Raw genomic sequence first — 25,870 nt, forward strand, 5'->3', positions numbered from 1 at the left:
CCGTGGGGCCCGCCGCACACGACGCGGCGCCCGCGGCCTTCGGGCTAGACCGTCCAGGCTGCGAAGGCCTGCTCGACGGCCGCCACGTTGTCGCCCTTGGGGCCGAACTCGTGGGTGACGAAGCCGTCGTAGTCCAGCGCCGCCACGGCACGGGCGATGGCCGGGTAGTAGATCTCCTGCTGGTCATCGAGATCATTGCGCCCGGGGTTGCCGGCGGTGTGGAAGTGGGCGATGTACTGGATGTTGTTCTGGATCGTGCGGATCAGGTCGCCTTCCATGATCTGCATGTGGAAGATGTCGTACAGGAGCTTGACGCGCGGGGAGCCCACGAGCTTGCACATGTGCACGCCCCACTCGGTGTGATCGCACTGATAGCCGGGGTGGCTGACGCGGCTGTTGAGCAGCTCCATGGTCAGCGTCACGCCCTTCTCCTCGGCATAGGGCGCGATGCGGCTCATGCACTCGGCACAGATCTCGGTGCCGGCAATCTCGGACAGGCCGAAGTACCGGTCGCCCGAGAAGCAGCACAGGTTGTGGATGCCGAACTCGGCCGCCTTGTCAATGTTGGCGGTCAGCTCGTCCACGATGCGGCCATGGTTCTCGGGCTTGTTCATACCATCGCGCAGCGACGCATGGCCGCCAACGAGCGACAGCTCCAGCCCGGCATCTTTGATGCGCGCCCACTGGTCCTCAGGCGCGAAGTCAAAGGCCGAGAGCCCGATGCGCTTGGCGTGAGCGATGGCCTGGTCAGGCGTGATGTCGCCCCGGCACAGGATCCCCCAGCAAATGCCCTGCTTGATTGGTGTCACAGAAAGCCCTCCGAAGGGGAGATGGGTCCACTCCCAGTGTATGTCAGGGCGTTCGCTGGGCGACGCGGGAGCACCTGCATCGCGGTGGGAGGTCACGATGGCGAGCGCCGGAGGTGCGACGGACAGGTGTCGGTGCGTGGCCCCCTTGTGCGAGGCGCGCCCCCTCCCGACCTCAGGCCTGGCCCTCCGGCGGCGTCTGCACTCTCTTCAGCCGGCACAGCGGGCACACGTCCGTGCCGGTCGGCTGGCCGCATTCGGGGCAGGGGCGGTCGGGGCCGCCGGGTGGCGGGGCCTTCATCGCCTTCATCAGCGTGTTCACCAGTTGCGTCTTGCTCGACGGCGCCAGCGACTCCAGCAGCGCGAAGACCTGCTTGAGCCGGTGCGTGTCCGGGCTGAAGTGCACGCACGGTGTCTCCACGTGCGGCAGGTCCGCGATCGCCGTGTACTCCCGGCAGGCGTCGTCAGGCATCAGCGACAGCGGCTTGAGCTTGCGCGGGTGGAACGCGTCGCCCGGCAAAACGGGCTTCGGCGCGTCCAGACGCCCTGTCAGCAACCGCTTGAGCATCTGCTGCAGCCAGTCGTCCAGCGTGTGCCCCGTCGCGACTGCCTCCCACCCCTCACGCAGCCCCGCGCGGTCCATCAGCGCCCGCCGTACCGCCCCGCACACCGAGCACTGCGCGAAGGTGCCGACCGGCTCAATGTGGACGCCGTGATCCGCCACGCGCTCGACGATGAGCGGGACCCCCAGGCGGCTCGTCAGGTCCGTCGCTGCCCGCAGGGAGAGGTCGCTGTACTCACCCAGACCCAAATGGATGTGCAGGGCCGACAGACGCAGGTTCAGCCGCCAGCGCAGGCTCCACAGGGCGTGCAGCAGCGCTGCGCTGTCTTTGCCGCCCGACAGCGCGACCCCGATGTGGTGGTGGCCTTTGCGCAGCATCTCGTAACGGCGGAGCGTACTCAGCACGCGCCGCTGGAAGGCGTCAGGGAAGCAGTCGCGGCAGTAGGCCTTACCGAACTCGGAGAGGCGGACGAGACCCTCCGTCGCGCCGCAGCGCGTGCAGGAACCATCGTGGAAGGCGAGGGGACGGTCTGTTGCCATGGCGGTAGGGAGGGCGCAGGTGCCCGGGTGCGGAATTGCCCGCGCTGGCGGGTTCGTCCTCGAACCCGCCAGTGTGGGTTCGAGGACGAACCCACCTACACCATCAGGATGGTTCGACCTATGCCTCGCTTCCTCCTCGTCTGCTGTCTCGTCACTCTCGGCACCGCGGCCCTCGCGCAGCAGCCGGTGCTGCTGACCGCGAAGGACGCTCCGGGCTGCTACGTCCCCACCCCTCTCCTGAGCGGAGGTGACGCCGACAAGGCCAGCGTGCCCTTCGCCACCGGTTCGTTGACCGACGGCAACACCGCGTACAGCTACAAGACCAAGCCGGTGCCGTACAGCTACTGGCAGGCCAAGGGTTCGGGCGAGCTGCTGGTGGACCTCCAGCGCCTGTGCAAGATTGACCGGGTGCGGGTGCACCTGCTGTGCAACGGTCCCCACGGCACTGGCGAGGTGCAGGTGTTCGTCAAGGGCGACCCGCTGGAGTTCCCCGAGAACCTGCGGGTGGGCACGATCGAGTCCCCTGCGGACGGGTGGAACGAGCTGCCCGTCGGTCGGCGTGCCGATGGCCTGCGCCTGTGCTTCAGAGTGCAGCAGGGCAAAGGGTACATCACGCTGTCGGAGATTGAGATCTGGGGGACGCCGGAGGCGGCTCCCGAGGGGCAGCCGGCAACGGCTGGCCCGTCCAGGATGTCCGGGCCCACGCGGACCAATGATGGGGTGACGTGGTGGGCGCTCGATTTCGGGCCGAAGGGGTCGCCCTCGTTCGCGCAGTTCTATGTCGCCGACCAGACCTGCGTGTACAGCAAGCAGCAGGGGTTCGGGTGGCTTCCGTACAAGGACGGCCAGCCGGCGGTGGAGAGCAACTTCGGGCCGGGCAGCGCGAACGTGCCGGGCCTGGGGGAGCGCGACCGCGCCGGGAAGGGGAGTGTCAGCATTGATGCGCTGTACCGCGACCTCGTCATGACCTCGCGGTACTACCACACCCAGGTGCGGCAGACTTTTGCGCTCGACGTGCCCAACGGCAAGTACCGGGTCATGACGATGCACGGGGACATCCAGTATGGCAAGCCGGGCAAGCAATCGTTCTGGATCGAGGCCGAGGGGCAGAAGGTCGTCCCGGAGATCGTGCTGCCGGTGTCCCTGTGCGGCGACGTTGTCTTCGAGACGACGGTTCAGGACGGGCAGTTGGACCTCACCTTTGACTCCGACGACCCGAACCCCGCCTCGTGTGGGTTCATTCTCAACGGCCTGGTGGTCGTGCCGATGACTACGCCTCAGGAGGCGGCCTTCGCCGACAAGCGCATCCCGCTGGTGCGGGCGGCCATCCAGCGCGAGCGCGACGACTACTTCGCCCGCACCTTCAAGGAAGTGCCGTACGTCGAGACGGCGACGATGGTGGAGCCGACCGCGGCCGACCGGCAGCAGGGCTTCGTGGCCTGGACGCCCTCGTGGATGACGCTGATCTACCCCAACAGCGTGCCCACGGCCGAGGACGTCAAGCACCCTCTGACCAGCTTCGCGACGCCCGGTGAGTATGAGCCGATCGTGGTGGCGGTGCGGGCGCTGCAGGCGCTCGGGGGCGTGACGGTACAGGTCGGCGATCTGCACGGCCCCGCCGGCAGCCGCCTCCCCGCGGCGGCCTGGGACGTGCGTACAGTCAAGTGCTGGCCCCAGCGCAAGGGCTCCTCCTGGACGACGGAGTACCAGACGATGCCTGAACTGCTGGAGCCGGCCCGGCCGCTCGATGTCAAGGCGGACACGACGCAGGAGTGGTGGCTGACGGTCAAGGTGCCCGACGACGCGCGGCCGGGCGAGTACCGCGGCCCGGTGACCGTGAAGACGGCCGCGGGCAAGCAGTGGCAGACGACGCTGCAGTTCCGCGTGCTGCCCTTCAAGCTGGCGGAAGCCGAGCGCGTGGTGGGGATGTACTGGCGGGATGAGCGCGTGTCGGGTGAGGTGCTCGACAAGCAGGTCCAGGACATGGTCGCCCACGGGATGCGTGGGGTGACGATCAACCAGGCGCCGGAGATCAGCGCCGTGGACGGCAAGCTCGTGGTGGACACCACCAAGCTGCGGGCGTTCCTGCGGCACCTGCGCGAGTTGGGCCTGCGCGGGCCGGTGCCGTACAACACGAACTTCACCAGCGCCATCAAGCGGGCGCTGCCCGGTGCGGACCTCAATGAGGCCTACCCGCAGGTCATTGCCGCGATCGAGAAGGTGTCCAGCGACCCGACGGCGCTGAAGCAGCTGCACTACCCGGTGGATGAGATCGGCGGCGACGACAAGCGGGGCCAGACGGCACGCGACCTGTGCGCGCTCATCGGCAAGGTGCCTGGCGCCACGAGCTACATCACGGTCAACAACTACGGCGGCGGGGAAAAGTGGGGCGACACGTTCGACATCTGGTGCGGCAACATCGACTACACGGTGGAGCAGGAGCAGAGACTGTTGGCGCAGGGGAAGCGCTACATGCGCTATGGGTCCAGCTACGTGAACGACTGCCGCAAGTCGCGCAACAACTGCGGCTTTGGCTTCTACAAGCGGCCGGCCGAGGCGATGTACTTCTGGCACTACCAGGCGTACAACGGCGACCCGTTCAACGACCTCGACGGCGATGCCCGCGACTGGTGCGCGGCCTATCCCGGCCCAGATGGCACGCCCATCCCGACGATGGACTGGGAATCACACCGCGAGGGCATTGACGACATGCGCTACATCGCGACCCTCAAGCAACTGGCGGCGAAAGCCGAGCAGGGGGAGGCCGGACAGAAGCCGGCCGCCGAGCAGGCGCTGGCGGAGCTGCAGGCCGTGCTGAGCACCGATGACACGATCACCCAGACGCGCTGGGCCGAGGGCCTGACGCACGACCAGTACAACGCCCTGCGCTGGCGCCTGGCGCAGCAAATCCTGGCGCTGCAGGAGGTTCTGGGGCGGTAGTGCCCGTGGTCCCCATGGGGGCAGGTGTGGGAGCGGTCACCGACCGCGACTTGCCTACGAGGTCGCGGTCGGTGACCGCTCCCACACGGCCCCGAACTGGTGCCGTCTGGCGGTGCTACCGTCTACGCGTCTGCCGGCGGAGGGCCTGCAGTTCGCGGCGCAGCGCCTCGACGTCAGCTTCGGGCGCCTCGGCGGCGTAGCGCAGGTTGTAGAACCGCTCGTTGAAGCCCAGCAGCGCCTCCGGCGCCAGGCCGCGCCCGGCCAGGGCCTCGACTCCGGCCCGCATCGCTTCCTGCGGCGTGAGGGCCGGGCTGGGTGTCAGGCCGTGACGGCGCAGCAGCCCCTGGTAGAAGGACAGGTACTCCGCGCTCAGGCGCTGGAGCGACGTCCGCGGGCGAGGCTGCCAGACACGGCGCAGCACGTGGACCGGGTCCACCAGCGCCGCGGCCGCCAGTAGCACGATGAGCCCGATGGCAAGCACCCACCCGGCCTGCCGCGCCGCGTCGCGCAGCACCCACCGCAAGTGCCCCCTCTGCAGCAGCTCCGTGAGTGACAGGTCCTCGAACTGGTCCTCGGCCTGCGGGTCGAACGCAACCCACCCGTACTCCGGGAAGTAGATCTCGGCCCAGGCGTGAGCGTCGGTGCCCTGCACGACGAAGGCCTGCTTGTCGGCGTCGTACTCCCCGGTCTGGTAGCCGGTGGCAACGCGCGCGGGCACGTCGGCCAGGCGCGACATCACGGCCAGGGCTGTGGCGAACAGATCGCAGCCGCCGCGCCGGCTATGCAACACGAAGTAAGCCGCGGCGTCCTGGGACTTCGGCACCGCTGCCGCGCTGAGGCTGTAGGCACACTCCTTCTGCAGGTACAACTGCAAGGCCCGGACCCTGTCATACGGGTTGGTCAAGTCGGCCGTGATCTCCTTGACCTTCGGCTCCAGCGCCGCCTGGGTCGCGGCCGGGACAGAGGTGTAGGCGGAGACCAGTTCCTCGTCATACGTCGTGGGGGCCTGGCGCAGGCTCTCGGCCTCGGACAACGGCTCGCGCGAGGTGACAGTGTACTCGCGGGCGGCCTCGCTCTCGACGCCGGAGATGCAGCCATAGGCATCCGTCGTCGGCTCCATGTGGAAGCCCGGCAGATGCCTCCACGACCGCCGGCGCGCCGGCATCACGCCAAGATGCAGGGCCTCGGGCTGCGCGGCCGCCAGCACCATCCCCGGGTAGCCCACGATCGTCACATGCTGCACGAACGCGCGCCAGTGCTGCATCGGCGCCACGAAGCTGCTGGACACGCGGTACTGCTCCCCGTCGAACCGCATTGGCTCGCTTCGGCCGGTGAGGGAGCGTGACCAGCCGTGGCCGTCGTAGTAGTCGTAGGCCATGCCGCGCCACAGGGCGGCGTGGTCGGCCTCGACCTCCATCACGGGGACGGGCAACAACCGCACCGGGCCGGCACCGACGCGGAACTCCGACTCGAAGGAGTTGAACAGACGGCGGGAGCTGTTGAAGTACGGGCTCCAGCTATACATCTCCCGCGCCATCTTCGCATACAGGTTCGGAGAGACGTGGTAGGCGCCGGTGCCGATGAGGCTGCCCAGCCCGAAGGTGAGTACCGCCACCAGCATGGCGACCGAGAGATGCCCGCGCGCCATCGTCTGCCAGTCAGCCACGCGCGGCTGTCCCCGGGCTGCCAGACGGTCGTCCAGGTCCAGGAACTGCTCGTAGCTCCAGCAAAACACTGCGCCCAACACGAACAGGGCGAAGGCGAAGCGCATCTCGACATTCAGGTTGATCGTGCCCATCAGGCCGAAGATGGACAGACCGGCGACGATCAGGAAGATCAGGTTCGCGCGGCTGGTCTGCCAGAACGAGAACGCCACCAGCAGCCAACCCACCATCGTCGCCAGCAGCAGGTCCTCGTCGGCGATCACTTCCGGCGGGTAGAGCAGGTAGACAATCGGGAGCTGGATGAAACGCAGGGCGAACAGGCTCAGAGCGGCCAGCATGACCACAGCCCCGGGCAACAGGGCGACCCGTCCCCGGCGCAGCCCCACGGCACTGGTGACGATCCCCGCACCCAGCGTGACGTTGAGCAGCAGTTCGTACGCCGGCTGGTCCACCGTCATCGTCAGCGCCTGGAGCGCCGACCCGCCGGCCACCAGCAGACCGGCCAGCAGAGGCATGTGGCGCCAGAACATCGTCCGGGTCACGGGCGGGGCCGCCCGCGCAACACGGAGGCTCTCTGCGCGGTCGGGGGCGCGTCTAGCCCTGCGCAGCCGCACGGTGCTCACCCCCTTGCCAGTCAACACGCCTGGTCCAACTCGCCGCCAGCGGCCGGTCGCCCAGAATGACGCGGGTACTGCACCGCGCCGCCGCCAGTGTCGCGAGCAGCGGCGCATAGTCCGGCGGTCGCGCCGCGCCGAAACTGCCGTCTTCCAGCACGAACCACGCCACGGTGTGCCCCATCCCCCGCAGGTGCGTGGCCACTTCCCCGGCCTCCGGCGAGGGCGAGATGACCGCGACAGTCGCCTGGGGCGGGAGCAGATGCCCCTGCGCCGCCAGGACCGCAGCCAGCGGCTCCGCGCTCTCCGCCTCCACCCGGGCGAGGGCTTCGTAGAGCCGTAGCCGCTGGTCCAACTCGGGCAGCGGCATGCAGTTGAACTGCTCCATGCCTCCGGCGATGAACCCGACGCTGCTCCCGCGGGCGTAGGCCTGCTCGACTAGCGACGCCGCCAGCGTGACGCCGTACTCCAGGGTGTGTCGGTCGCCCGCGCCCGCGTGCCAGCGCCGCTCGGCGTCCAGCAGGATGACGCCCTGAAGCGACTCCAGTTGTTCGTATTCGACGACGGTGAGTTCACCCCGGCGCGCGGTGGTCTTCCAGCTGATGCGCCGGGGGTCATCGCCGGGCACGTAGTCGCGGACCCCGTAGAACTCGTCGCCCTCGCCGCGCAGGCGGCGACGCGCCCGCACCGGCTGCCGCCCCCCGGCGCTGGTCGGCCAGGCATACGGCAGGTGCACAGGCTGTGGATAGACCAGCAACTCGTGGACACCGGGGAGATCGCGGCGGTACTGCTGCAGACCGATCACATCGCCGGTCTGCAGGTGCGCCGGCCCGAGCGCGTAGGCGCCCCGGCGGGTCGTCTGCAGGGTGTAGCGCAACGCCGTCTCCTCGCCAGGGCCGAGGATCGCCACGGGGAACTCCTGCACGCCCTCCGGGCACAGCGCCGGCGGCAGGCTCTCGAGCGCACTGAAGAATATCTTGCGGGTGCGGCCCGTGTTGCGGACGGCCAGGTCCACGTCCACGGTCTCGCCGCAGTTGACGGCCTGCGGAGCGCGACGCTGCACCTCCAGGTGGTCGAGCTTGCGGCTGCCCAGCAGCCGGGCTATGACCGGCAGGCACGCCAGACTCGCCGCCATGGCGAAGAGCTGGTGGATGTGGAGCGTGAACCCGACGATCGTCAGGAACAGGCAGCTCCAGAAGATGGCCTGCCGCTTGATGTTCATCCGGCGACCCCCCGGGCCGCACGGTCGGCGACGGCGACCGGCACGGGCACCGACTGCAGCAGCTCGCTGACGACCTGCGCCGGGGTCACGCCCTGCAGTCGCCGCTGTGGCTTGAGGATCAGGCGGTGGCCCAGCACGGCCTCCGCCACGTGCTTGACGTCATCGGGCACGACGTGACTGCGGCCGCGCACAGCGGCCAGGCCCTGCGAGCAACGCATCAGGGCGATGGACCCACGGGGACTGGCCCCCAGGCTGACGGCCTCGTGGCGGCGGCTGGCGTTGGTCAGCTCCACCATGTATGTCTTGAGCGACTCATCCACGTGCACGTGACGCACCGTGCTCTGCAGCTCCACGATCTCCGCCGCCGAGACCACCGGGGTGATCGTCTCGATGGGGTGCTGCACCATCTGGCGCTCCAGGATCATGACCTCATCGGCCGGGGCGGGGTAGCCGATGTTCAGCCGCATCAGGAAGCGGTCGAGCTGCGCCTCCGGCAGGCTGTAGGTGCCCTCGTACTCGATGGGGTTCTCGGTGGCGATGACGAAGAAGGGGCGCGGCAGGGGGTGCGGGATGCCATCCACCGTGACCTGGAACTCCTCCATCGCCTCCAGCAGCGCCGCCTGGGACTTGGGCGTGGCGCGGTTGATCTCGTCCGCCAGTACCACGTTGGCGAAGATGGGGCCGGGACGGAACTGGAAGGAGCCCCCGCCCTGGTTGTAGACCGAGACGCCGGTGATGTCGCTGGGCAACAGATCGGGGGTGAACTGGATCCGCTTGAAGTCCAGGTCCACCGAACGCGCCAGGGAGCGCGCCAGCATCGTCTTGCCGACGCCGGGGATGTCTTCGATGAGCAGGTGGCCGCCGCACAGGAAGCCGATGGCCGTCATCTCGACGACGGCGCGCTTGCCGACGATGACGGTCTCAATGCGCGCGAGGAGTCGCTCAACAGTCTCGCTGAAGTGGTCGGGGATCATGGTTCGGGCCTTTCGCGCTGCGCCTGTGACGCCGGTGTGTCATGTCTGTAAACGGATGGCGAATGAGAGCTGGTTCCGGCCGGCGCGTCGGTCCCGATCCGATGATGGCAGTGGCCTGCTCATACAGACGCCGCACTCGTGTCGAGGTTCCCTGATTCCTGGCCCCCGTGGCAGGCCCCGCGCCGTCGGGCAGCGAAGGGAAGGCTGTCGCCGCATGTCGGGGAGCGCGCGTGTCAGGGGGCCCGGCCTCGCGTCGGCACCGGAGGTGACCCCATGGATCTGAACGCTCTCAGCTTGCCCGAAGCCGCCCTGCGCCTGGCCGTGAGTTTCGTCATCGGGGCGCTGATCGGCCTGGAGCGCGAGCGCCACCAGCGCCCGGCCGGGCTGCGCACCCACATCCTGGTCACGCTGGCCTCGGCCCTGTTCGCCATGGTGTCCATCGTGGCGGCCGGGCACACTAACGATCCCGGCCGCATCGCCGCCCAGGTCGTGACCGGCATCGGCTTCCTCGGCGCCGGGACGATCATGCGCCACGGCAGCACGGTCAGGGGCCTGACGACAGCCGCGTCGCTGTGGACGGCCGCGGCCCTGGGCCTGGCGGTGGGCTTCGGTTGGCATATCCCCGCCCTGATGGCGGCCGTGCTGGCCGTTGTGACGCTCACCGCGGTGAAGCACCTGGAGGATGCACTGGCACGGCGGGCGGATAAGCTGGTGTTGATGGTCACGGGCGCCCCGGGCCTGGATCCTCTCCCCTGTTTGCTCGCCACGGTCCGCGCCATGGGCGCCGAAGTGCAGGCCGTGCAGTTCGGGCCGGAGAGCGTGACCGAGGGCCTGCACCTCACGGTCACGGTGCTGCCAAGCGGGTCGCTGGACCGCAAGTGGCTGACCCGATCCCTGCAGGCCCTGGAGGCCGTCCGCGATGTCGAGCCCGGATAGCGAGGGCCCGAGCGGAACCCTCGACCGTAGCCTGATCGTGACGACCTCGGGCCGCCCGTGCGAGGAGCTGATCGCCCAGGCGCGGGAGTGGGCGGAGCGCCTCGAAGTCCCCGTCGTGCCCCGGTGCGGGGGTGGTAGTTCGCCGGTGGGGCTGGCCAGGCTGGCGGCCGCCCACGGCGTGCAGGGCGTACTCGTCATCACCCCGGCCCGTCCGGTCTACTGCGAGCCCGCGACGGGCCTGGAGTACTTCTTCCACCCCGGCATGGCCAAGCCGCGCGTCCACAACTGCAAGCGTGGCGACGAGGACCCGATGCTGCAGGCCATGCGCCTGCAGCCCGGAGACAGCGTGCTCGACTGCACCCTCGGGCGAGCTACGGACGCCGTCGTCGCCGCCTGGAAGGTCGGGCCAGAGGGGCACGTGGTGGGGTATGAGAAGTCGCGGGTGCTGGCGGAGCTGACCCGCCATGGCCTGGCGCACTACGTGGACCCCAGCCGTGAGCTGACGGCGCTCCTCCGGCGGATTGAGGGCCACTGGGGGGATTACAACGTGGTCCTGCCGGCGCTGCCTGAGGGCGCCTATGACGTGGTGTACTTCGACCCGATCTTCGACCAGCCGCTCGAGCTGTCGCACGCGATGGCGCCGCTGCGAGTGTTGGCCGACAGCTCTCCCCTCTCCCCCGCCGCCGTGGCCCAGGCCCGCCGCGTCGCCCGGCGCTGTGTCGTCATCAAGCAGCGGCGAGGCACGGCGCTATGGAACCAGTGGGGCGTGACGGAGGTCATCTCCGGTGGGGGCAGCGCGCGCGTGGAGTACGGGGTGATCGCGGCCAGCGCGTGATCTCGGAGGGGCCGGCTATCAGCCGGCCCGCCGTCGGTGTGGGCCCCTGTTCCGCGAGCGACAGTGGCGCACCGTCGGACGGCGGGCCGGGTGGTAGCCAGCCCCTCCAACGGCCTACGCCCCGCCTCGCAGGTGTTCCCCGCTCGGGCGGGGAATGCCATCTCCAATCTCCGGATAGAGGTCCCTCTCATGGCAACCACTGACGAGGAACGCTTGGGCACGGCGCTTGTGGAGAGCGGCGTTATCACCAAGGAGCAGCTTGCGGAGGCCCAGCAGCAGGCCCAGGCCAGCGGCATCAATCTGGTGCAGACGCTGCTACGCTCGCGGCTGATCACTGCCGCCGACATCGCCCAGGCGGCCGCCAACCTGCCGCCCGAGGCCCCGCCGGAAGCGCCGGCGGCGGCGCCTCAGCCGAGCGCCCCGGCCGCTCCGCAGCAGGGCGCGGCGCCAGCTCCGAAGGCGCCGCCCCGTCCGCGCGCCGGCTCCGGCAAGCAAAGCCTGTCATCGTACGAGGTGGACCCTGACGCCCTGCGGGACATTCCCCGCGCGGTAGCCGAGCGCTACATGGTGCTGCCCCTGCAGATCAGTGCCGACCGCATCCTCGTCGCCATGGCTGATGCCACCAATGTCTTCGCCATGGACGAGATCCGCAGCCGCACCGGCCGCCGGGTCGAGCCCATCGAGGTGGCCGAAGAGGAGCTGGAGGCGGCCATTGACCAGTACTACGCCAGTCTGGCCCGCACCTCGGTCAATGTGACTGCCACCACCCGCGACCTGGGCGAGAGCGTCGCCGCTACTGACTACGGCAACCTCGTGGACAAGGCCTTCGCCGAGATGCTCGACCAGGCCCCGGTGGTGCGGATCGTCGAGCAGATCCTGCGCGACGCCGTGCGCATGAGAGCCTCCGACATCCACATTGAGCCCCGCGCCGAGTACGTGGCGGTGCGCTTCCGCGTGGACGGGCAACTGCAGACCATCACCAACCTGCAGTCCGACATGCAGCGCTATATCCTGTCGCGCGTGAAGATTCTGGCCGGGGAGGACATCGCGGAGACGCGGGTGCCGCAGGACGGGCGGTTCGCCACGGAGGTGGACGGCCGCCCCATTGACCTGCGTGTCTCTACCCTCCCGACCTTCTGGGGCGAGAAGGCCGTCATGCGCATCCTGGACAAGAGCCGCGCCCTGGTGTCGCTCAACCAGCTTGGCTTCATGCCCGAGACCCGCAAGGCCTATGAGGACCTCATCACCCAGCCGCAGGGCATGCTGCTCGTGACCGGCCCCACCGGCAGCGGGAAGACGACCACCCTGTACGCCTCGCTGTACGCCATCAACGATGACGCCAAGAACATCACCACCGTCGAGGACCCCATCGAGTATGAGGTCTCGGGGCTGAACCAGGTGCAGGTTCACCCGCACATTGACCTGACCTTCGCCAGCGCGCTGCGCTCGATCCTGCGCCAGGACCCGGACGTCATCCTCGTCGGTGAGATCCGCGATACGGAGACCGCCGAGATGGCCTTCCGCGCGGCCCTGACCGGCCACCTGGTGCTCAGCACTCTGCACACCAATGACGCCCCCGGCGCGGCGACGCGTCTGGTGGACATGGAGATTGCGCCCTATCTCATCGCTTCGACCGTCGTTGGCGTCCTGGCCCAGCGGCTCGTGCGCCGCCTGTGCAGCCACTGCCGCGAGACGTATGAGCCGTCTACCGAGGAGTTGGAGCGCCTGCAGCTCACGCCCGAGCAGGCCGCCAAGCTGCAGTTCAACCGCGGCCGCGGCTGTGCCCACTGCCGCAACACCGGCTACAGCGGCCGCATCGCGCTCTATGAGCTGCTGACGATGAACAACGAGCTACGCGAGGGGATTACGAAGGGGATGAACGCCGCGCAGTTGCGCCAGGTGGCGCTACGCGGCGGCATGAAGAGCCTCAAGTACGATGGCCTGATGAAGATCCACCAGGGAATCACCAGCGCGGCGGAAGTCGCGAAGGTGATGTTCGCCGGAGACGTCGTGACGTAGAAGAGAGAAGAAGGAAGACAGAAGAGTGAAGACGGCGACGGCGCCGCCCCGACCAGCGGGGCGGCGCCGTCTTCGTTCTTCCTTCTTCATTCTTCGTTCTTCGCCTAGCCTGTCTCCGGTCCGAGGATGCCGCACTGCAGTTCCGGGCGGCCCGGCGAGATGTTCGTCCCCCGGAACATGCGGATCAGCTCGCGCTGCTGCTCGAAGCCTGACGCGCTCACCAGTTCGCGGCCGTGCGGGGCGGGGTCGAGGACATCCACGAACATCGGCGCGTCGGCGCCCATCGCCAACCCCCACTGCCACAGCCGCTCGGCCGTCTCGGTGCCCTGCGCGATCCACGGCCCGAAATACAGGGCCTTCTGCCCTGGCCGGATCGCCGCATAGCCCTGCAGTTCGTCCCCCGCGAACTCCCCCGCCACGCGGATCGCCGGCTCGGCCAGCAGCCGCCGCAGCACGCGCCTGCGGTCGGCCCCGAAGATGGGGCGGTCGAAAGCGGCCAGCGTGTCGAGGTCAGCCAGACCCAGCTCCCGCAGCCCCGAGGGCAGCGCCACGTTCCTCCCGCGCCCCTGCCACCGGGCCAGTCGGTACTCGTCCACGAAACCGATGGTGTCGTACAGCTCCTTGCCCATGGGGGTGGCGTCGAGCTTCACCGCGGCGACGCCGCGGCCCTCGAGGTACTCGATGCCGGCCATGAGCAGGGCCGTCCCCAGGCCGCGCCGCCGCATGTCGGGATGGACGAGCACCATGCCGACCCAGCCGAAGAGTTGCTCATAGGCGATGGTGATGGCGGTGCCGCCCGGCCGCCCCTCCCAGCGCACCAGGAAGCAGCCGTCCGGCTCGTACTCCTGGAAGCGCTCCCAGTCCACCGGCAACTGGTTCCAGCCGGCGAGGTCTTTGAGGACCATGCCGAAGGGGATGTCCCCCGCGTCCATGCGGCACATCTGCGTCTGCTCAGACATGGCAGTCTCCATCGTGCAGTGATTCTGCAGTCGCGTGGGCGCGCGTGTCCTCACGCGCGCAGAGCCGTCGCGTGGGCGCGCGTGTCCTCACGCGCGCGTCTGGCTGGCCGCGTGAGGACACGCGGCCCCACGCGACCCATCCCCCCCACGCGCCTCCCCAGCCCACATCGGCCGCGAGTGGATCGCCCCGAACGGGCACTTCTCGCACTCCAGGCAGCCGACGCAGGCGTGGCCGTTGACCTCGGTCCGGGGGTCAATCCCCTGCGGGCAGGCCTGCACGCAGTACAGGCAGTCGGTGCACGTCTCGCGGTCGTAGTCAATGCGCCAGGCGCTCCAGCGGTGCATCAGGGAGAAGATGGCCCCCAGGGGGCAGATGGCCCCGCAGAAGGGCCGCCGCCAGACGATCGCGGCGGCGATGGTCGCGGCCAGAATCGCCATCTTGATCCACCACATCAGGCCGATCTGAGAGCGCAACTCCGGCCGCAACAGTGGCTGCGGGATGCCGCCCTCGATGGCGCCCATCGGGCACAGCTTCGAGAACCACGCCTCACCGCTGAAGTAGGGCACGACGAAGACGAGGCCCACGAGCACCGCGTAGCGCAGATAACGAGTCCAGCGCCCCAGGCGCAGCTTCGGGCCGAGCTTCGCGAGTAGCTCCTGGAACCACCCAAACGGGCACAGCCAGCCGCACATCATTCGCCCGAACAGTGCCGAGAACAGCAGCAGCGTGCCCAGCACATAGACAGGGATGACCGCATGCCAGGGCGCGTCACCCTTGAGGGCCAGGCGGGCGCTGGAGGAGGAGTTCTGTAGCGCGCCGATGGGGCACGAGAAGTTCGCGCTGGGGCATGCCCAGCAGTTCAGCGCCGGGTAGCAGAAGCCCTTGTAGCGCGACAGGAAGTATGAGTTCGCGAAGACGAAGGAAGCAAGTTGCACGAAGGGGCGGCTGCTGAGCCAGCGGGGAGGGCGCCAGGCGCTCATGCGCTACCTCCCCAGCCCGATGCAGGAAGTGCACAGCGTGTGGCCCCAGCGGTTGACGACCTCGAAGTCCCCGCGCGCCAGGCCGAACACGATGCCAGCCACGGCGAGGACCGTTACGAGAGGCCAGACCCAGCGGCAGGTGCGTTTGAGCATGGGCGTAGGGTGTCAGGGATTGGGGACGGGGCGCCCACGGAAGCCTGGGCGCCCGGTGTTGGCTCAGGGCCGACTGCTAGAGCGAGGACAGGAACTCGAGATCGCGCCGCAGCGAGGCCTCCTTGCCGTCGCCCTCGACGGCCGCGAACTCCACGGCCAGGTGCCCGGCGTAATTGGCCTGTCGCAGGCGCTCAGCCAGTGTGCGGTAGTTCACATACCCGGAGTCCAACTGCACGCGCTTGTAGCCCGGATCGCTCGCGGCGGGAATGGAGTTCTGGCAGTGGACATGCACGACGTACGGCAGCACGAGCTCGAGCCGGGCCAACGGGTCCTCGGTGCCGGGACGGGCGGCAGCCTGGTAGTTGAGGCGGAAGTTCGGCCGGTCCACCTCTTCCACGAGGCGCCTGGCGCTGGCGCCGGTGTCGGCCAGGGTGTCGTCATGCATCTCGGCGGCGAACACCACGTTCATCTTGGTGGCGCGGTCACACGCCTGCCGGGCTTCGGCGATCGCCTTGTCCCACACCTCATCCGTGGCGCGGGCGGAGCCAATGTCGGAGGCCCACACGCGCACGATGGGGGTGTGGAGGCCGTGGGCGGTGTGCAGCGTGTCCACCAGCGTGATCGCGTCTTCGCGATGGACCGTCTTGCCGAAGTACAGGTAGGAGCCCAGCACGGGGATGCGCAGCCCGCACTCCTCGGCCATCGCGCGAACCCCGCGCAGGCGGGATTCATCGTACTCCTCGCTCACATGCGGCTCGCGCCCCCAGAGCTCCACGGCCTTGAAGCCCACGCGCGCGGCCGCCTCCAGCGCCACGTCCAGCAGTTTCTCGCGATAGCTGATGGTGCAGAGGCAGACTTCCATTACTGGATACCTACCGGCTGTCCCGTGCGGGCTGATTCAAGCGCTGCCAGCAGCACCTTCGTGTTCTGCAGCCCGTCTTCCGGGGTGATGAATGGTTGCTTGCCCTGGATGACGCAGTCCGCGAAATACAGAATGCTCTCGACTCCGAAGCCGGTCGGCTTGCCGTAGGTGTCCATGAGGACGTTCGTGTCCGGGTACACGACCTGCGGCGTGGAGCCGAACGGACGGAGCGCGTGGTCGCTGTACAGCTCGGCAGTGGCGTTCTTGACCACGCTGAAGACCGCCGTGCCCTCCGACCCGACGAACTCACACTTCAGGTCACACACCGTGGGGTAGGCGTCCGAGAGGATCCAGCAGTTCTCGACATGGGCCACGCCGCCGCCCCGGAACTCGCAGATGGTGTGGAAGAAGTCGGGGGTGTCATAGCCCCGGGCCTTGAGCACCCGCGACCGCGCCACGCAGTAGACCCGCTCCACCTCGTCCTCGAACAGCCACCTGGCCAGGTCCAGCGAGTGCGACCCCAGGAACCACAGTACGCTCGAGTTGCGACTCCAGCTCAGCATGCCCGTGGGCACGTAGATAGTGTCGTTGAGCCGCAGGGACATCATCTGTGGCTCGCCCATCTGTCCGGCCGTCAGGGCCTGCTTGAGCGCGACGAACGAGGGATTGAAGCGGTTGTGGAAGTCCACCATGAGGGTGACGCCATTGGCCTGCGCAGCGTCGCGCATAGCCTCGCAGTCCTCCATCGTGGTGGCCATCGGCTTCTCGATGAGGATGTGCTTGCCGGCCTCGGCGGCAGCGACGGCAATCTCGCGGTGGAGGAAGTCAGGCGTCACGACCGAGACGGCCTGGATGTCGGGGTGGGCGAGCAGCTCGCGGTAGTCGGTCGTGAAGCTCTCAGCGCCGTACTGCTCGGCGCGCTGGCGCCCCAACTGCTCGTTCGTGTCGCACACGGCGGCCAGGCGGATCTGGGGAGCCCAGGAGTAGGCCTTCAGGTGTGTCTCTCCCCACACGCCCGTTCCGATCACGCCGAAACCAACCTGTTCGCAAGCCATCGACGACACCTCGCGCGTGTGCTGCGGCAGGGCTCAGTGATGAGCCGACGCGATTATAAGCGATAGCAGAATCACGTGTCAATTCGAGGGGGGTGGGGACGCAGGCAGGGGGGAAAGGACGGATGGTCCGGTCCCGCGACGCGGCGGCCGGGGGGCGGTGCGAGGAGGCGGGCCGAAGTCCGCCCGGCCGATGAACACACCGTAGCTGCGGGGCCGTGGCGTCTCGGCCGTCGGCGCCGACTCGAGCTTCTCGTGCACGAGCCACAGGGACTCGCCCAACACGCTGAGGCCCGGGGAGCAGTTGTACTTTCGGTCGTCAACGACAGTCACCGTCTCCAGTTCGAGCGTTCCCGGCAGCAACGTGGTCAGCATGAGGTCACAGTACCGCCCCCGCTGCCCCAGGTAGTTGACGTCGGAGGCGTACGCCACGTGGAGGGCCGGGCCGAACTGCCGCGCGCGCGGCTGGCGGTTGCAGCCCATGTCGCGCAGCTTGCGCAAAGACCCGAAGTCGAGGCCGTTGAAGCTCACCAGACGTAGCGGCTGGAAGCCCGACGCGGACGGGGCATCGCAGAACGCGATCCGCAACTCGTCGCCATACCCCGCCGCTGAGGCGTCGCCGGGGTACGCGACCGGCGCCTTGTCCCAGGCGAAGGTCTTGGTGAGACCTCCCTCGGCGAGCAGCCCCAGGCGCAGCAGCCCGTGCGTCGGATCGTCCGCCGTGCTCTCCACCCACACCACCCACAGGCCGTCACGGAACACCGCCAGGCCCGCCTGGGCTATGCGCGCCGGGGCTGCGCACAGCGGCAGGACCGTCTCCGGCGCCACCTGCTCCCCATCGAGGCCCAGGCGGAGTAGGGCCACTTCTTGAGGCCCGCGCTGGACTAACAGGTCCAGGGACTCGCCCTCGACGTGCAGGTCGCGCAGGACGGGCGCGGGGCCATCCGTCGGTGGCGGGACAACCTGTTTGGACCAGACGACCTTCAGAGGCTCCGGGGCGATCTTGAGTAGGGCCACGCCCCCGTCAGACTCCTGCGCCAGGTACAGATGGCCCTGCGCCGCGCCCAGGCGCGGGTTGTGCCCGACGTTCCCCGGCGCCGGCACGGGCGCCATCGGCCAGATCCGCAGCGGCCCCGCCTCCCGGTACTGCCACGGCTTCGTGGTGAAGACCAGCGGCTCCGGTGGCGTCGGCGTCACCGGCGCCGGCACGACATGCCCCGCCTCGTCATAATGCTCCGGCCACATGGGCCGCACCCGCACCTGGTAGGGCGCGTCGGCCTGCAGGCCGACCAGGGAGTACACGAAGCCAGGGATACCGTCGAGGGTCACGCGCCGGTTGCGCGGCCAGTTCTGATGGCGGTAGCTCACCTCGTACGCCCCCGCCGGCCCCGTCCACTGGATCGTGGCCCAGGCGGCCTCGGTGCGCGTGACATGCAGGTCGGTCACGTGCGGGCCGTAGGAGCGGCGTCGCGGCCCGGCCACGATCGCCAGTCGCAACGCGTCCACACAGGCCACCGCGCCGGGCGCGCCCTCGACCGACACGCGCACCAACTCCGTCTCCGCCGGAGCCTGCAGCCGCACCGCGAGCGGCCGCCACCCCTCCCCCGTCGCCGCGGCTGGATCGGTGACCTGCCGGGCCAGCGGACGGTCCCGCTCCCCCAAGGCCTCCAGCGCCAGTGTGACGCCCCCGCCGCTCGCGTCCGGCCGCACCCAGCCGGACAGTTCGTAGGTGCATCGTCCGCACCCGGGCGCGCGCTGAGCCAGCACCGCCGCGCCGGTGGTCGTGGCCGGGACGCGCACGCGCAGCGACGCCTGCCCGTGCAGGGCTACATCACGCGACACGCTGAAACACTCGCCGTTGGCGAGAACGCCATAGGAGGGCGGCAAGTCGGTCGTCGGGGCCTCGAACGAAGGGTTGGAGAGCTGGTTGCGGTCCGGCGCCAGCATCCGGGCATCCAGACGCGGGGCGGCCGGGGGCTTCTGCGCCGCCTGCGCCAGCAGCGGAGTGGCGACCAGGATAACCAGCCAGGGCGAGTGCTTCATTGCAGGGAGCGAATGCTCACCTTGTATGCGCCGGGCGGCAGCGTCAGCGTCAGCACCTGCTTCTTCCGGTCGTACACACTCTCGATCTTCTCTGTCAGGCCGCTGAAGCTGATGAGCCCGGGCGTGATGGGGCAGAACACGCTGACCGTGCTCGCGGTCGTGACTTGTGCTGTCAGCATGAAGGTGTTGCCCTGCAGACTCATGCCGATGCTGACCGGCTGCGGGCTGGAGACCAGGGCGTCCTGCGCGCAGGCCGGAAGGACAGCGAGCAGGCACAGGAGGCTAGGAAGAAGGCGTACATGGGTCATGGCGTTCTGCCTGTCGGGGTTGATGTGAGTCCATTCGCCGCGACCGTACCGTCGGCCTGCACTTCCCCCTCCCTTAAGGGAGGGGTGGGCTACCTCACCGTCACGACACTCCACGACGCCGGTGGCAGTGTGACTGTCAGCCGGCCCCCGTCCACGCTGGCCCGGGGCAACTCCTGCGGCCGCACGTTGTCCGGGCTCTCCTTGCAGTTGATCGCCTTCAGGTCCGAATGGATCAGCGTTTGCCCTGACGCCGACTGCAGGCCCGTGAAGGCGCGCAGGTCGGCCTGAAGCTGCAGCGGCTCGTCGAGGCTGCGGTTCAGGAGCAGGAGTGTCAGCTCGCCGCGCTCGGGCTTGTGTACGGCCGCGACTTTCAGCAGCGGCGCGCCCTGGCGCTCGCGGCTGTCGTAGACCGGAGCCTGGACCGGGGCCTGCAGGGCGACGCCCCGCGCGCTGGCCGAGGCCATCGCGAAGGGATGGAAGATCGTCTGTCGCCATGCCGGCCCGCCGGCCTCGGTCATGATCGGGCCGATGACGTTGACCACCTGCGCCAGGCAGGCGATCTTCACGCGGTCGGCATGGTTGAGCAACTCAATCAGCATCCCGCCGACGCACAGCGCATCCTCGAAGGTGTAGACATCCTCGCCCAGATGCGGGGCCTGCGACCACGGCGCCGGCTTGGGGTGGCCGTGAGAGTGGTACCACACGTTCCACTCGTCGAAGGAGATCATGATCCGCTTGCGGGACTTGCGCCGGGCCGCCACCGCATCACACAGCGCCACGCTCTCGCCGATGAAGTCGCCCATCGCGTCAGGCTTGGCCAGGAAGCTGGCGGTGTCGTCCTCGCCGTTGCCCAGATAGGTGTGGATCGAGAGGTACTCGACGTGATCGAAGGTGTGCTCCAGGACCTCCAACTCCCAGGCGCCGAACTGCGGCATCCCCCGGCCGGATGAGCCGCACACGACGAGTTGCAGCGTCGGATCGGTCCACTTCATCAGCTTGGCCGCCTCGCAGGCCACTCGCCCGTACTCGGTCGCCGTCTTGTGCCCCATCTGCCAGGGCCCGTCCATCTCGTTGCCCAGGCACCAGGTCTTGATGCCGTGCGGCTGCTCATAGCCATGCGCGCGGCGCAGGTCGCTCCAGGCGCTGCCGGAGGGGTGGTTGCAGTACTCCACGAGATGGCGCGCCTCCTCGGCGCCGCGGGTGCCCAGGTTCACCGCCAGCAGCGGCTCCGAGCCGACCTTGCGGCACCAGTCCACGAACTCATTGGTCCCGAACTGGTTGGGCTCGGTCGAGTTCCATGCCAGATCGAGGCGCACGGGCCGCTGCTCGCGCGGGCCGACACCATCCTCCCAGTTGTAGCCCGAGACGAAGTTGCCGCCCGGGTAGCGCATGATCGGCATGTTGAGTTCGCGCACCAGCGCGATGACATCCTGGCGGAAGCCCTGCTCATCGGCGGTCGGGTGCGAGGGCTCGTAGATGCCCTCGTAGATGTGGCGGCCGATGTGCTCGGCGAAGCCACCGAACAGGCGCGGGTCTACGGGCGAGATCGTGAACTCGGGGTGGAGAGTCAGGGCGGCGCTAAGCATGGGAGTCGGCTCCTACTTGTTGGCTGGGTCGCGCGTCGGTCCGACACGCCCGATGAGTTCGCCGGAGCGCCCCGCGCACCTGCTGAGGGCCGGGCAGGAGTGGTCGCGCGGACGACGAAGGAGTGCGCACACTGCCTGGCAGGAGTCCGCCATGCGCTTCGGTGTCGCCCGCGACCTGATCACCCCGCCCTTCATGATGAACATGGCCGGCTACGGCACGCGCCGTGATCGGGGCTTCGAGACCATCCACGACGACCTGTTCGTGCGCGCCCTGACGCTGGACGACGGCCGGCGCCGGGCCGCCCTGCTCACGTTCGACGCCCTCTTCCACGAGCGCTCCTTCACCGACCGCCTGGCCGCGTACGCCCGCGAGAAGCATGGCGTGCCGCCTGAGTTGCTCGTCGTCTCGTGGACCCACTCCCACGCCGGCCCGGCCACGGCCGACTACGACCCGGGGCAGGAGTCGCCGGAATATGAGGCCTTCCTGTGGGAGCGTACCATCGCGTGCCTGGACCGCGCGTTCCTCAACAGCTTCACCGGCCGCCTGTCCGTTGGCAGCGTCGAGGGCGACTGGGGCATGAGCCGCCGCAAGTGCGTGGACGGCAAGTTCGTCAACGCCCCCAACTACACCGCCGACCACGACCGGAAGATGGACCTCCTGCGGCTGCACAGCGCTGACGGCGCCGAGCGTGCGGTCATGCTCGTGTGGAGCTGCCACCCGGTCACCATGGGCGCGCGGATGAACCTGTCAGGCGAGTTCCCCGGCCGCCTGTGCCAGCTCGTCGAGGCCGGCATGTACGGCACGCAATGCCTGTTCTTCCAGTCCGCCGGGGGCGACAGCCGCCCCAGCATCGTCGCCGCCGGCGACACCTGGCGCACCGGCGACTTCAGCGATGTGGACCAGATGGGCCACGCCATGGCCGAGGCGGTCCAGGGCGCCTTGCGCGACGCGCCCTTTGCGCCGGTGGAGTTCAGCCTCGCCGGCCGCAGCTTCGTCGTCAACCTCGACACCGAGACCTACCCGCGCGAGTTCTTCGAGCCATACGCCGCGAACACAGACGCCACCAGCCACCGTGTCTGGGCACAATGGACGCTCGACCACTACGACACCAGCGAGCCGGTGTTGCCGCTGCATTGCGGGCTGATCCGCCTGGGCGACGGCCTCTTCGTGGCCCACATGGGCGGCGAGGTTACGTACGAGGTCAAGCAGGTCGTGGCGGCGGCGCTGGCCCCGGCGCGCGTCATCTTCATCGGCTACACCGACGACTGCGCCTACATCCCCGGCGACCGCATCATCGCGGAGGGGGGGTACGAAGCCGAGGGCTCGGTGGTGGAGTACTGCCTGAAGGGCGCCATCAAGCCCGGCGTGAACGCGAAGGTGACAGAGGCGTTCCAAGAAGCGGCGAGGCAGCTCGTCTAGAGGTTCTTGATGCACTACTTCGATACCGTCGTCGTCATCACTGACCCCGCCACCCATGAGTTGGGGATCGCTCTGCGGAGCGTACTGGATGCCTTCCGGATTCACTGCGACTTCCACCAGTGCGTCCAGAGACAGAGGCTTCTGAGGGTGCTCGGAGGAGAATGCGCACCCTCGCAACATGTGGTTCTCTGCGTCGGTGGTTGGCATCCGCCGGACGACGAGGCGCTCAACTTCATCCGCATGGTGGATCTGATCGAGGGCTCATGGCAGGAGGTGGGGTTGGCGCTGACGCCAGAGGTGATACGCGACACGGTGAGGCTGCCGGGCCGCAGCATTGCCGTCTTGGGCGGCTGCAACGGCGGGAGTTCCGGTCTCGTCGAAGCCTTCCTGGATACTGGCTGCAGCCACTACATCGCCGAATGCGGCGACGTGAACGGCGTTGATGCCGACGCGGCGCTGTTGTTCGTGATCGGCTATTTCTATCAACTCATGCAGGACGAGCGGGACCGGCAGGTCGCGTGTTCCGTGCCGGAGGCTGTGCGGCGCGCGGCCGCGATGGACCCGCTTGCCAAGCAAGGCACCCACCTGTATCGCTGCTACACCAGATCGTGACCGGAGACAGACCTGATGAGACTCTGTGATGACCTGCACGACCTCTCCGATGACTTCATGCAGTTCCTGCAGCAGCTTGGCGTCGAGTGCGTCAAGATCACCGGCGCCAAGCTCATGCCGCCCAAAGGCTGCGGGGTGGTGCCGGAAGACGAGTTGCAGAGGCTGCAGGACCGGCTCGCGAAGTTCGACCTGACGCTCGATGTCTTCCTGCTCCCCCAGGGCAAGGAGACGCAGTACTGGCACGCGCGCTTCGGCCGGCCCGAACGCGACCGGGAGATCGAGGACGTGTGCCGCACCCTTGAGATCTGCGGGCGCAACGGCATCCCCGTGGTCGAGTGGACCTGGAGTATCATTGACGTGTGGGGCAGCGACTTCGGGCCGTGGGGACGCGGCGGCGCGGGCATTCGCCGGTATGACTACGAGAAGATCAAGGATGTCCCGCCCGAGCCGGGCTATGGTGTGGATGCGGACACGATGTGGGAGCGACTGGAGTACTTCCTCATGCGCATCGTACCGGCCGCCGAGGCCGCCCGGGTGAAGCTCGCGATGCACATCCAGGACCCGCCGCAGACGCCCTCACTCAAGGGTGAGGACCGCATCATCAGCGACTTCGCAGGGATGAAGCGGCTCATCGAGCTGGTGGACAGCCCGGCCAACGGGCTGAACCTGTGCCAGGGCTCTCTCGCCGAACAGAACGGGGCCGACGTGCTGGGGATCGTGCGGTACTTCCTGGAGCGCGACCGCATCTTCCATGTCCACTTCCGCAACGTCCGCGGCGCGTGCCCGCGCTTCGATGAAGTCTTCATTGACGAGGGCGACGTGGACATGGTCGCGGCCATGCAGCTCTACCACGAGTTCGGCTACCAGTACGCGATGATGCCGGACCACTGGCCGAAGCTAACCGGCGACACGCCGCTGGGGTATGCCTCGCGGGCGTACGCGCACGGCTATATCAAGGCCCTCATGCAGGCCGTGGGGGCCAAGCCACGCGGGCCGCAACTGAAAGTCGCGGCCCGCGAGTAGAGCAGTGTCAGGGCCTGCGCACGGCAGGCCGGGGCCTAGCCCCCTCACCCACCGGCGCTGCCGAGGTTGATGTTGACCGAGGCGGTCCGGGGGTTCCAGGTGATGGGGATGGCCAGGGCGTCGGCAACCGTGCGCAGCGGCACATAGAAGCTGCCGTTGACCGTGATGCCCTGCGACTTCTTCAGCTTCGCCGTCTTGCTGCAATAGCTGATGCGAACGGTGCCCGTGCCCGCATCATAGGCGAGCCCGCCCATGATGGCGCTGGCGAAGGGGCGCATCGGCAGGTAGGCCTTGCCGTTGCGGGCCAGGGCCGGGGGATGGAATGTCTGCCGCTGGCTGTTGACGAACACCTGGATGGGCTTGTCCGCAGCCTGGGCCGCGCCGCAGGCCAGGATGACCAGCAGCACCGAACCGCACTGGCGCCAGTGTCTACTCATGCTCGACCTCAAGTCCAGTAGGTAGCTGTGTTACATGCTCCTCAACAGTCCGAACTGCCGGAAGGTTCCGGCAGCGGTGTTGTGCCGAACGACGAGACCCCGTATGGAGGCGCAAGATGGAAGACCTGCCCGAAGTGCTGTCCGATGTGCCGGCCGTGCTATATGACTTCAACACCGGCGGGGAGTTGGCCTCGGGCCACGCCAACATCACCTTCGTCCCCCACACCGACCGCCTGCGGGTGCGCCGCCAACTCTTCGAGGGCACCTTCGTGCCCGACCCCGACCAGGATGTCGAGGACCTGCGGCGGCAACTGCTCACCGGGCTGAGCCAGGGCGCGCCGGCGATGAGCATGCAGGTGGACTTCGCGGACGAGACCTGGGTGTTCGTCGTGAAGCTCGAGATGGGCGACCTGGCGTTCCCCTTCACCGGCCGCGCCGAGCCGAAGCGGCTGTAGTCACCTCCGCCAGTAGCGCGGGCGGCCCCGCCCGCGCGCAACGGCAGGGGGCAGGCGAGGCCGCCTGCCCTACTGGAAGACGCCAGCTCCCCCCGCGCAGCGGCTCTAGCCGCCCAGCATCCCCGCCGCCGCGTGCGGGTCGAGCACCGTCACGTCCGACAGGCCGCCAAAGTGGCGGTCGACGGTGATGATGTGCGTGATGTCGTGACGGCGCATGACGGCGAGGTGGAGGGCGTCATGGGCGGGCAGGGCCGGAGCCTGGCGCATGATGTCCTGCATCGGGCGCACGTCTGCCGCTGTGACCGACAGGACCTTGAGCACCATGCGCGCGAGCCCATCCACAACGTGGCAGCCGTACTCGAACCGACGGCTGCGCCAGCAATGGTGCAGTATCTCCTGCAACACCTGGACATCGGTAGTGGCCGCCAGCGCCCCAGAGGCGATCCCCTCCATGACGCGCCGGCTGGGCTCTTGGAGGGGGCTGGCGCCGCCTACGGCGTACAGCGGGATGTTCGCATCAAGGAAGTAGATGCAGTCACTCATAGCTCCAGGCCCTCGGGAGCTCCGTACATCTCCTCGATCTCGCGGCACAGCGTCTCCGGGTCAGGCATGGGGCCCAGGTCCAGGTTCTTGATGCCCTCCCAGGCCTCGATCCGGCGCTGACGGGCAGCTTCCTCGTCGTTCGCAGCCCGCTCGATGGCTTCCTCGGCGGCTACGCTGGCGGATACGCGCTTGCGGGCAGCCAGCTCCTTCAGGTGCTGCCATGCTTCCTCGGTGAGGCACAGGTTGACGCGTCGCTTGGGCACGGCCACCACCTTCTTCTGTATACACAATACACATACAGAATAACCCCGTCAACCGCTGTCC

24 protein-coding genes are annotated in these 25,870 nt (G+C 68.5%); 8 read left to right on the top strand and 16 right to left on the bottom strand.

Going from position 1 to position 25,870, the window contains the following annotated elements:
- Nucleotides 1-44: 44 nt before the first annotated feature.
- Nucleotides 45-809 (bottom strand): TIM barrel protein, encoded by a 765-nt coding sequence (locus tag LLH23_23235; GenBank protein MCE5241389.1) that lies wholly within the window; start codon nt 807-809, stop codon nt 45-47.
- A 172-nt stretch (nt 810-981) separates the two neighbouring features.
- Nucleotides 982-1,908, bottom strand: coding sequence for a hypothetical protein (locus tag LLH23_23240; GenBank protein MCE5241390.1), 927 nt, complete (start codon nt 1,906-1,908; stop codon nt 982-984).
- A 120-nt stretch (nt 1,909-2,028) separates the two neighbouring features.
- On the opposite strand from LLH23_23240, the gene LLH23_23245 reads away from it, so the two are divergent.
- Nucleotides 2,029-4,848 (top strand): DUF4091 domain-containing protein, encoded by a 2,820-nt coding sequence (locus LLH23_23245; protein ID MCE5241391.1) that lies wholly within the window; start codon nt 2,029-2,031, stop codon nt 4,846-4,848.
- 115 nt (nt 4,849-4,963) lie between these two features.
- Here LLH23_23245 and LLH23_23250 read toward each other — a convergent pair whose 3' ends face one another.
- Genes LLH23_23250 through LLH23_23260 form a run of 3 tightly spaced genes read right to left on the bottom strand, consistent with a single transcriptional unit; the run spans nt 4,964 to nt 9,322 of the window.
- Nucleotides 4,964-7,054: a transglutaminase-like domain-containing protein gene (locus LLH23_23250; protein MCE5241392.1), complete on the bottom strand. Its 2,091-nt coding sequence runs from the start codon at nt 7,052-7,054 to the stop codon at nt 4,964-4,966.
- Between the two features lie 52 nt (nt 7,055-7,106).
- Nucleotides 7,107-8,348 (bottom strand): DUF58 domain-containing protein, encoded by a 1,242-nt coding sequence (locus tag LLH23_23255; protein ID MCE5241393.1) that lies wholly within the window; start codon nt 8,346-8,348, stop codon nt 7,107-7,109.
- Nucleotides 8,345-9,322, bottom strand: coding sequence for a MoxR family ATPase (locus tag LLH23_23260; GenBank protein MCE5241394.1), 978 nt, complete (start codon nt 9,320-9,322; stop codon nt 8,345-8,347). The genes LLH23_23255 and LLH23_23260 overlap by 4 nt, the downstream gene beginning before the upstream one ends.
- A gap of 273 nt (nt 9,323-9,595) precedes the next feature.
- Between LLH23_23260 and LLH23_23265 the strand changes: the two genes are divergently transcribed.
- The 3 genes from LLH23_23265 (at nt 9,596) to tadA (ending at nt 13,112) form a co-directional block, all read left to right on the top strand.
- Complete coding sequence (locus LLH23_23265; protein MCE5241395.1) at nt 9,596-10,258, top strand: MgtC/SapB family protein; 663 nt, start codon at nt 9,596-9,598, stop codon at nt 10,256-10,258.
- Nucleotides 10,242-11,093, top strand: a complete 852-nt coding sequence (locus tag LLH23_23270; GenBank protein MCE5241396.1) for a class I SAM-dependent methyltransferase — start codon at nt 10,242-10,244, stop codon at nt 11,091-11,093. Before LLH23_23265 ends, LLH23_23270 begins: the two co-directional genes overlap by 17 nt.
- 189 nt (nt 11,094-11,282) lie before the next feature.
- Nucleotides 11,283-13,112, top strand: coding sequence for a Flp pilus assembly complex ATPase component TadA (gene tadA / locus LLH23_23275; protein MCE5241397.1), 1,830 nt, complete (start codon nt 11,283-11,285; stop codon nt 13,110-13,112).
- A 104-nt stretch (nt 13,113-13,216) separates the two neighbouring features.
- On the opposite strand, the gene LLH23_23280 is transcribed toward tadA, so the two are convergent.
- From LLH23_23280 to LLH23_23315, 8 genes are all read right to left on the bottom strand, one after another.
- Nucleotides 13,217-14,071 carry a GNAT family N-acetyltransferase gene (locus tag LLH23_23280; GenBank protein ID MCE5241398.1) on the bottom strand — a complete coding sequence of 285 codons (855 nt, stop codon included), beginning with the start codon at nt 14,069-14,071 and terminating at the stop codon, nt 13,217-13,219.
- Nucleotides 14,072-14,158: 87 nt separating this feature from the next.
- Nucleotides 14,159-15,052, bottom strand: a complete 894-nt coding sequence (locus LLH23_23285) for a 4Fe-4S binding protein (GenBank protein MCE5241399.1) — start codon at nt 15,050-15,052, stop codon at nt 14,159-14,161.
- 3 nt (nt 15,053-15,055) lie between these two features.
- Complete coding sequence (locus LLH23_23290) at nt 15,056-15,205, bottom strand: hypothetical protein (GenBank protein MCE5241400.1); 150 nt, start codon at nt 15,203-15,205, stop codon at nt 15,056-15,058.
- A gap of 76 nt (nt 15,206-15,281) precedes the next feature.
- A complete protein-coding gene (locus LLH23_23295; protein ID MCE5241401.1) occupies nt 15,282-16,067 on the bottom strand; it encodes a sugar phosphate isomerase/epimerase in 786 nt (261 codons plus the stop codon).
- Complete coding sequence (locus tag LLH23_23300) at nt 16,067-17,122, bottom strand: Gfo/Idh/MocA family oxidoreductase (protein MCE5241402.1); 1,056 nt, start codon at nt 17,120-17,122, stop codon at nt 16,067-16,069. The genes LLH23_23295 and LLH23_23300 overlap by 1 nt, the downstream gene beginning before the upstream one ends.
- 78 nt (nt 17,123-17,200) lie before the next feature.
- Nucleotides 17,201-19,162 carry a fibronectin type III domain-containing protein gene (locus LLH23_23305; protein MCE5241403.1) on the bottom strand — a complete coding sequence of 654 codons (1,962 nt, stop codon included), beginning with the start codon at nt 19,160-19,162 and terminating at the stop codon, nt 17,201-17,203.
- On the bottom strand, nt 19,159-19,470 hold the full coding sequence (locus tag LLH23_23310; protein MCE5241404.1) for a hypothetical protein: 312 nt from the start codon (nt 19,468-19,470) through the stop codon (nt 19,159-19,161). The genes LLH23_23305 and LLH23_23310 overlap by 4 nt, the downstream gene beginning before the upstream one ends.
- Before the next feature lie 89 nt (nt 19,471-19,559).
- On the bottom strand, nt 19,560-21,056 hold the full coding sequence (locus LLH23_23315; GenBank protein ID MCE5241405.1) for an alpha-N-arabinofuranosidase: 1,497 nt from the start codon (nt 21,054-21,056) through the stop codon (nt 19,560-19,562).
- A 151-nt stretch (nt 21,057-21,207) separates the two neighbouring features.
- On the opposite strand from LLH23_23315, the gene LLH23_23320 reads away from it, so the two are divergent.
- Genes LLH23_23320 through LLH23_23330 form a run of 3 tightly spaced genes read left to right on the top strand, consistent with a single transcriptional unit; the run spans nt 21,208 to nt 24,111 of the window.
- Complete coding sequence (locus LLH23_23320) at nt 21,208-22,476, top strand: hypothetical protein (protein ID MCE5241406.1); 1,269 nt, start codon at nt 21,208-21,210, stop codon at nt 22,474-22,476.
- 9 nt (nt 22,477-22,485) lie between these two features.
- The gene (locus tag LLH23_23325; protein MCE5241407.1) at nt 22,486-23,088 is read left to right on the top strand and encodes a hypothetical protein; all 603 of its coding nucleotides are present in this window, start codon (nt 22,486-22,488) and stop codon (nt 23,086-23,088) included.
- A gap of 15 nt (nt 23,089-23,103) precedes the next feature.
- A complete protein-coding gene (locus LLH23_23330) occupies nt 23,104-24,111 on the top strand; it encodes a mannonate dehydratase (GenBank protein ID MCE5241408.1) in 1,008 nt (335 codons plus the stop codon).
- Between the two features lie 44 nt (nt 24,112-24,155).
- On the opposite strand, the gene LLH23_23335 is transcribed toward LLH23_23330, so the two are convergent.
- Nucleotides 24,156-24,548: a copper amine oxidase N-terminal domain-containing protein gene (locus LLH23_23335; GenBank protein ID MCE5241409.1), complete on the bottom strand. Its 393-nt coding sequence runs from the start codon at nt 24,546-24,548 to the stop codon at nt 24,156-24,158.
- A gap of 116 nt (nt 24,549-24,664) precedes the next feature.
- On the opposite strand from LLH23_23335, the gene LLH23_23340 reads away from it, so the two are divergent.
- Entirely contained in the window at nt 24,665-25,003 is a 339-nt protein-coding gene (locus tag LLH23_23340; protein ID MCE5241410.1) for a hypothetical protein, read from the top strand.
- Between the two features lie 105 nt (nt 25,004-25,108).
- On the opposite strand, the gene LLH23_23345 is transcribed toward LLH23_23340, so the two are convergent.
- Together LLH23_23345 and LLH23_23350 are read right to left on the bottom strand one after the other, a co-directional pair.
- The gene (locus LLH23_23345) at nt 25,109-25,546 is read right to left on the bottom strand and encodes a type II toxin-antitoxin system VapC family toxin (GenBank protein ID MCE5241411.1); all 438 of its coding nucleotides are present in this window, start codon (nt 25,544-25,546) and stop codon (nt 25,109-25,111) included.
- Nucleotides 25,543-25,809 carry a hypothetical protein gene (locus LLH23_23350; GenBank protein MCE5241412.1) on the bottom strand — a complete coding sequence of 89 codons (267 nt, stop codon included), beginning with the start codon at nt 25,807-25,809 and terminating at the stop codon, nt 25,543-25,545. The genes LLH23_23345 and LLH23_23350 overlap by 4 nt, the downstream gene beginning before the upstream one ends.
- Nucleotides 25,810-25,870: the final 61 nt, after the last annotated feature.

This window comes from bacterium, assembly GCA_021372615.1.
In the GTDB taxonomy this organism is placed as follows: domain Bacteria; phylum Armatimonadota; class Zipacnadia; order Zipacnadales; family UBA11051; genus JAJFUB01.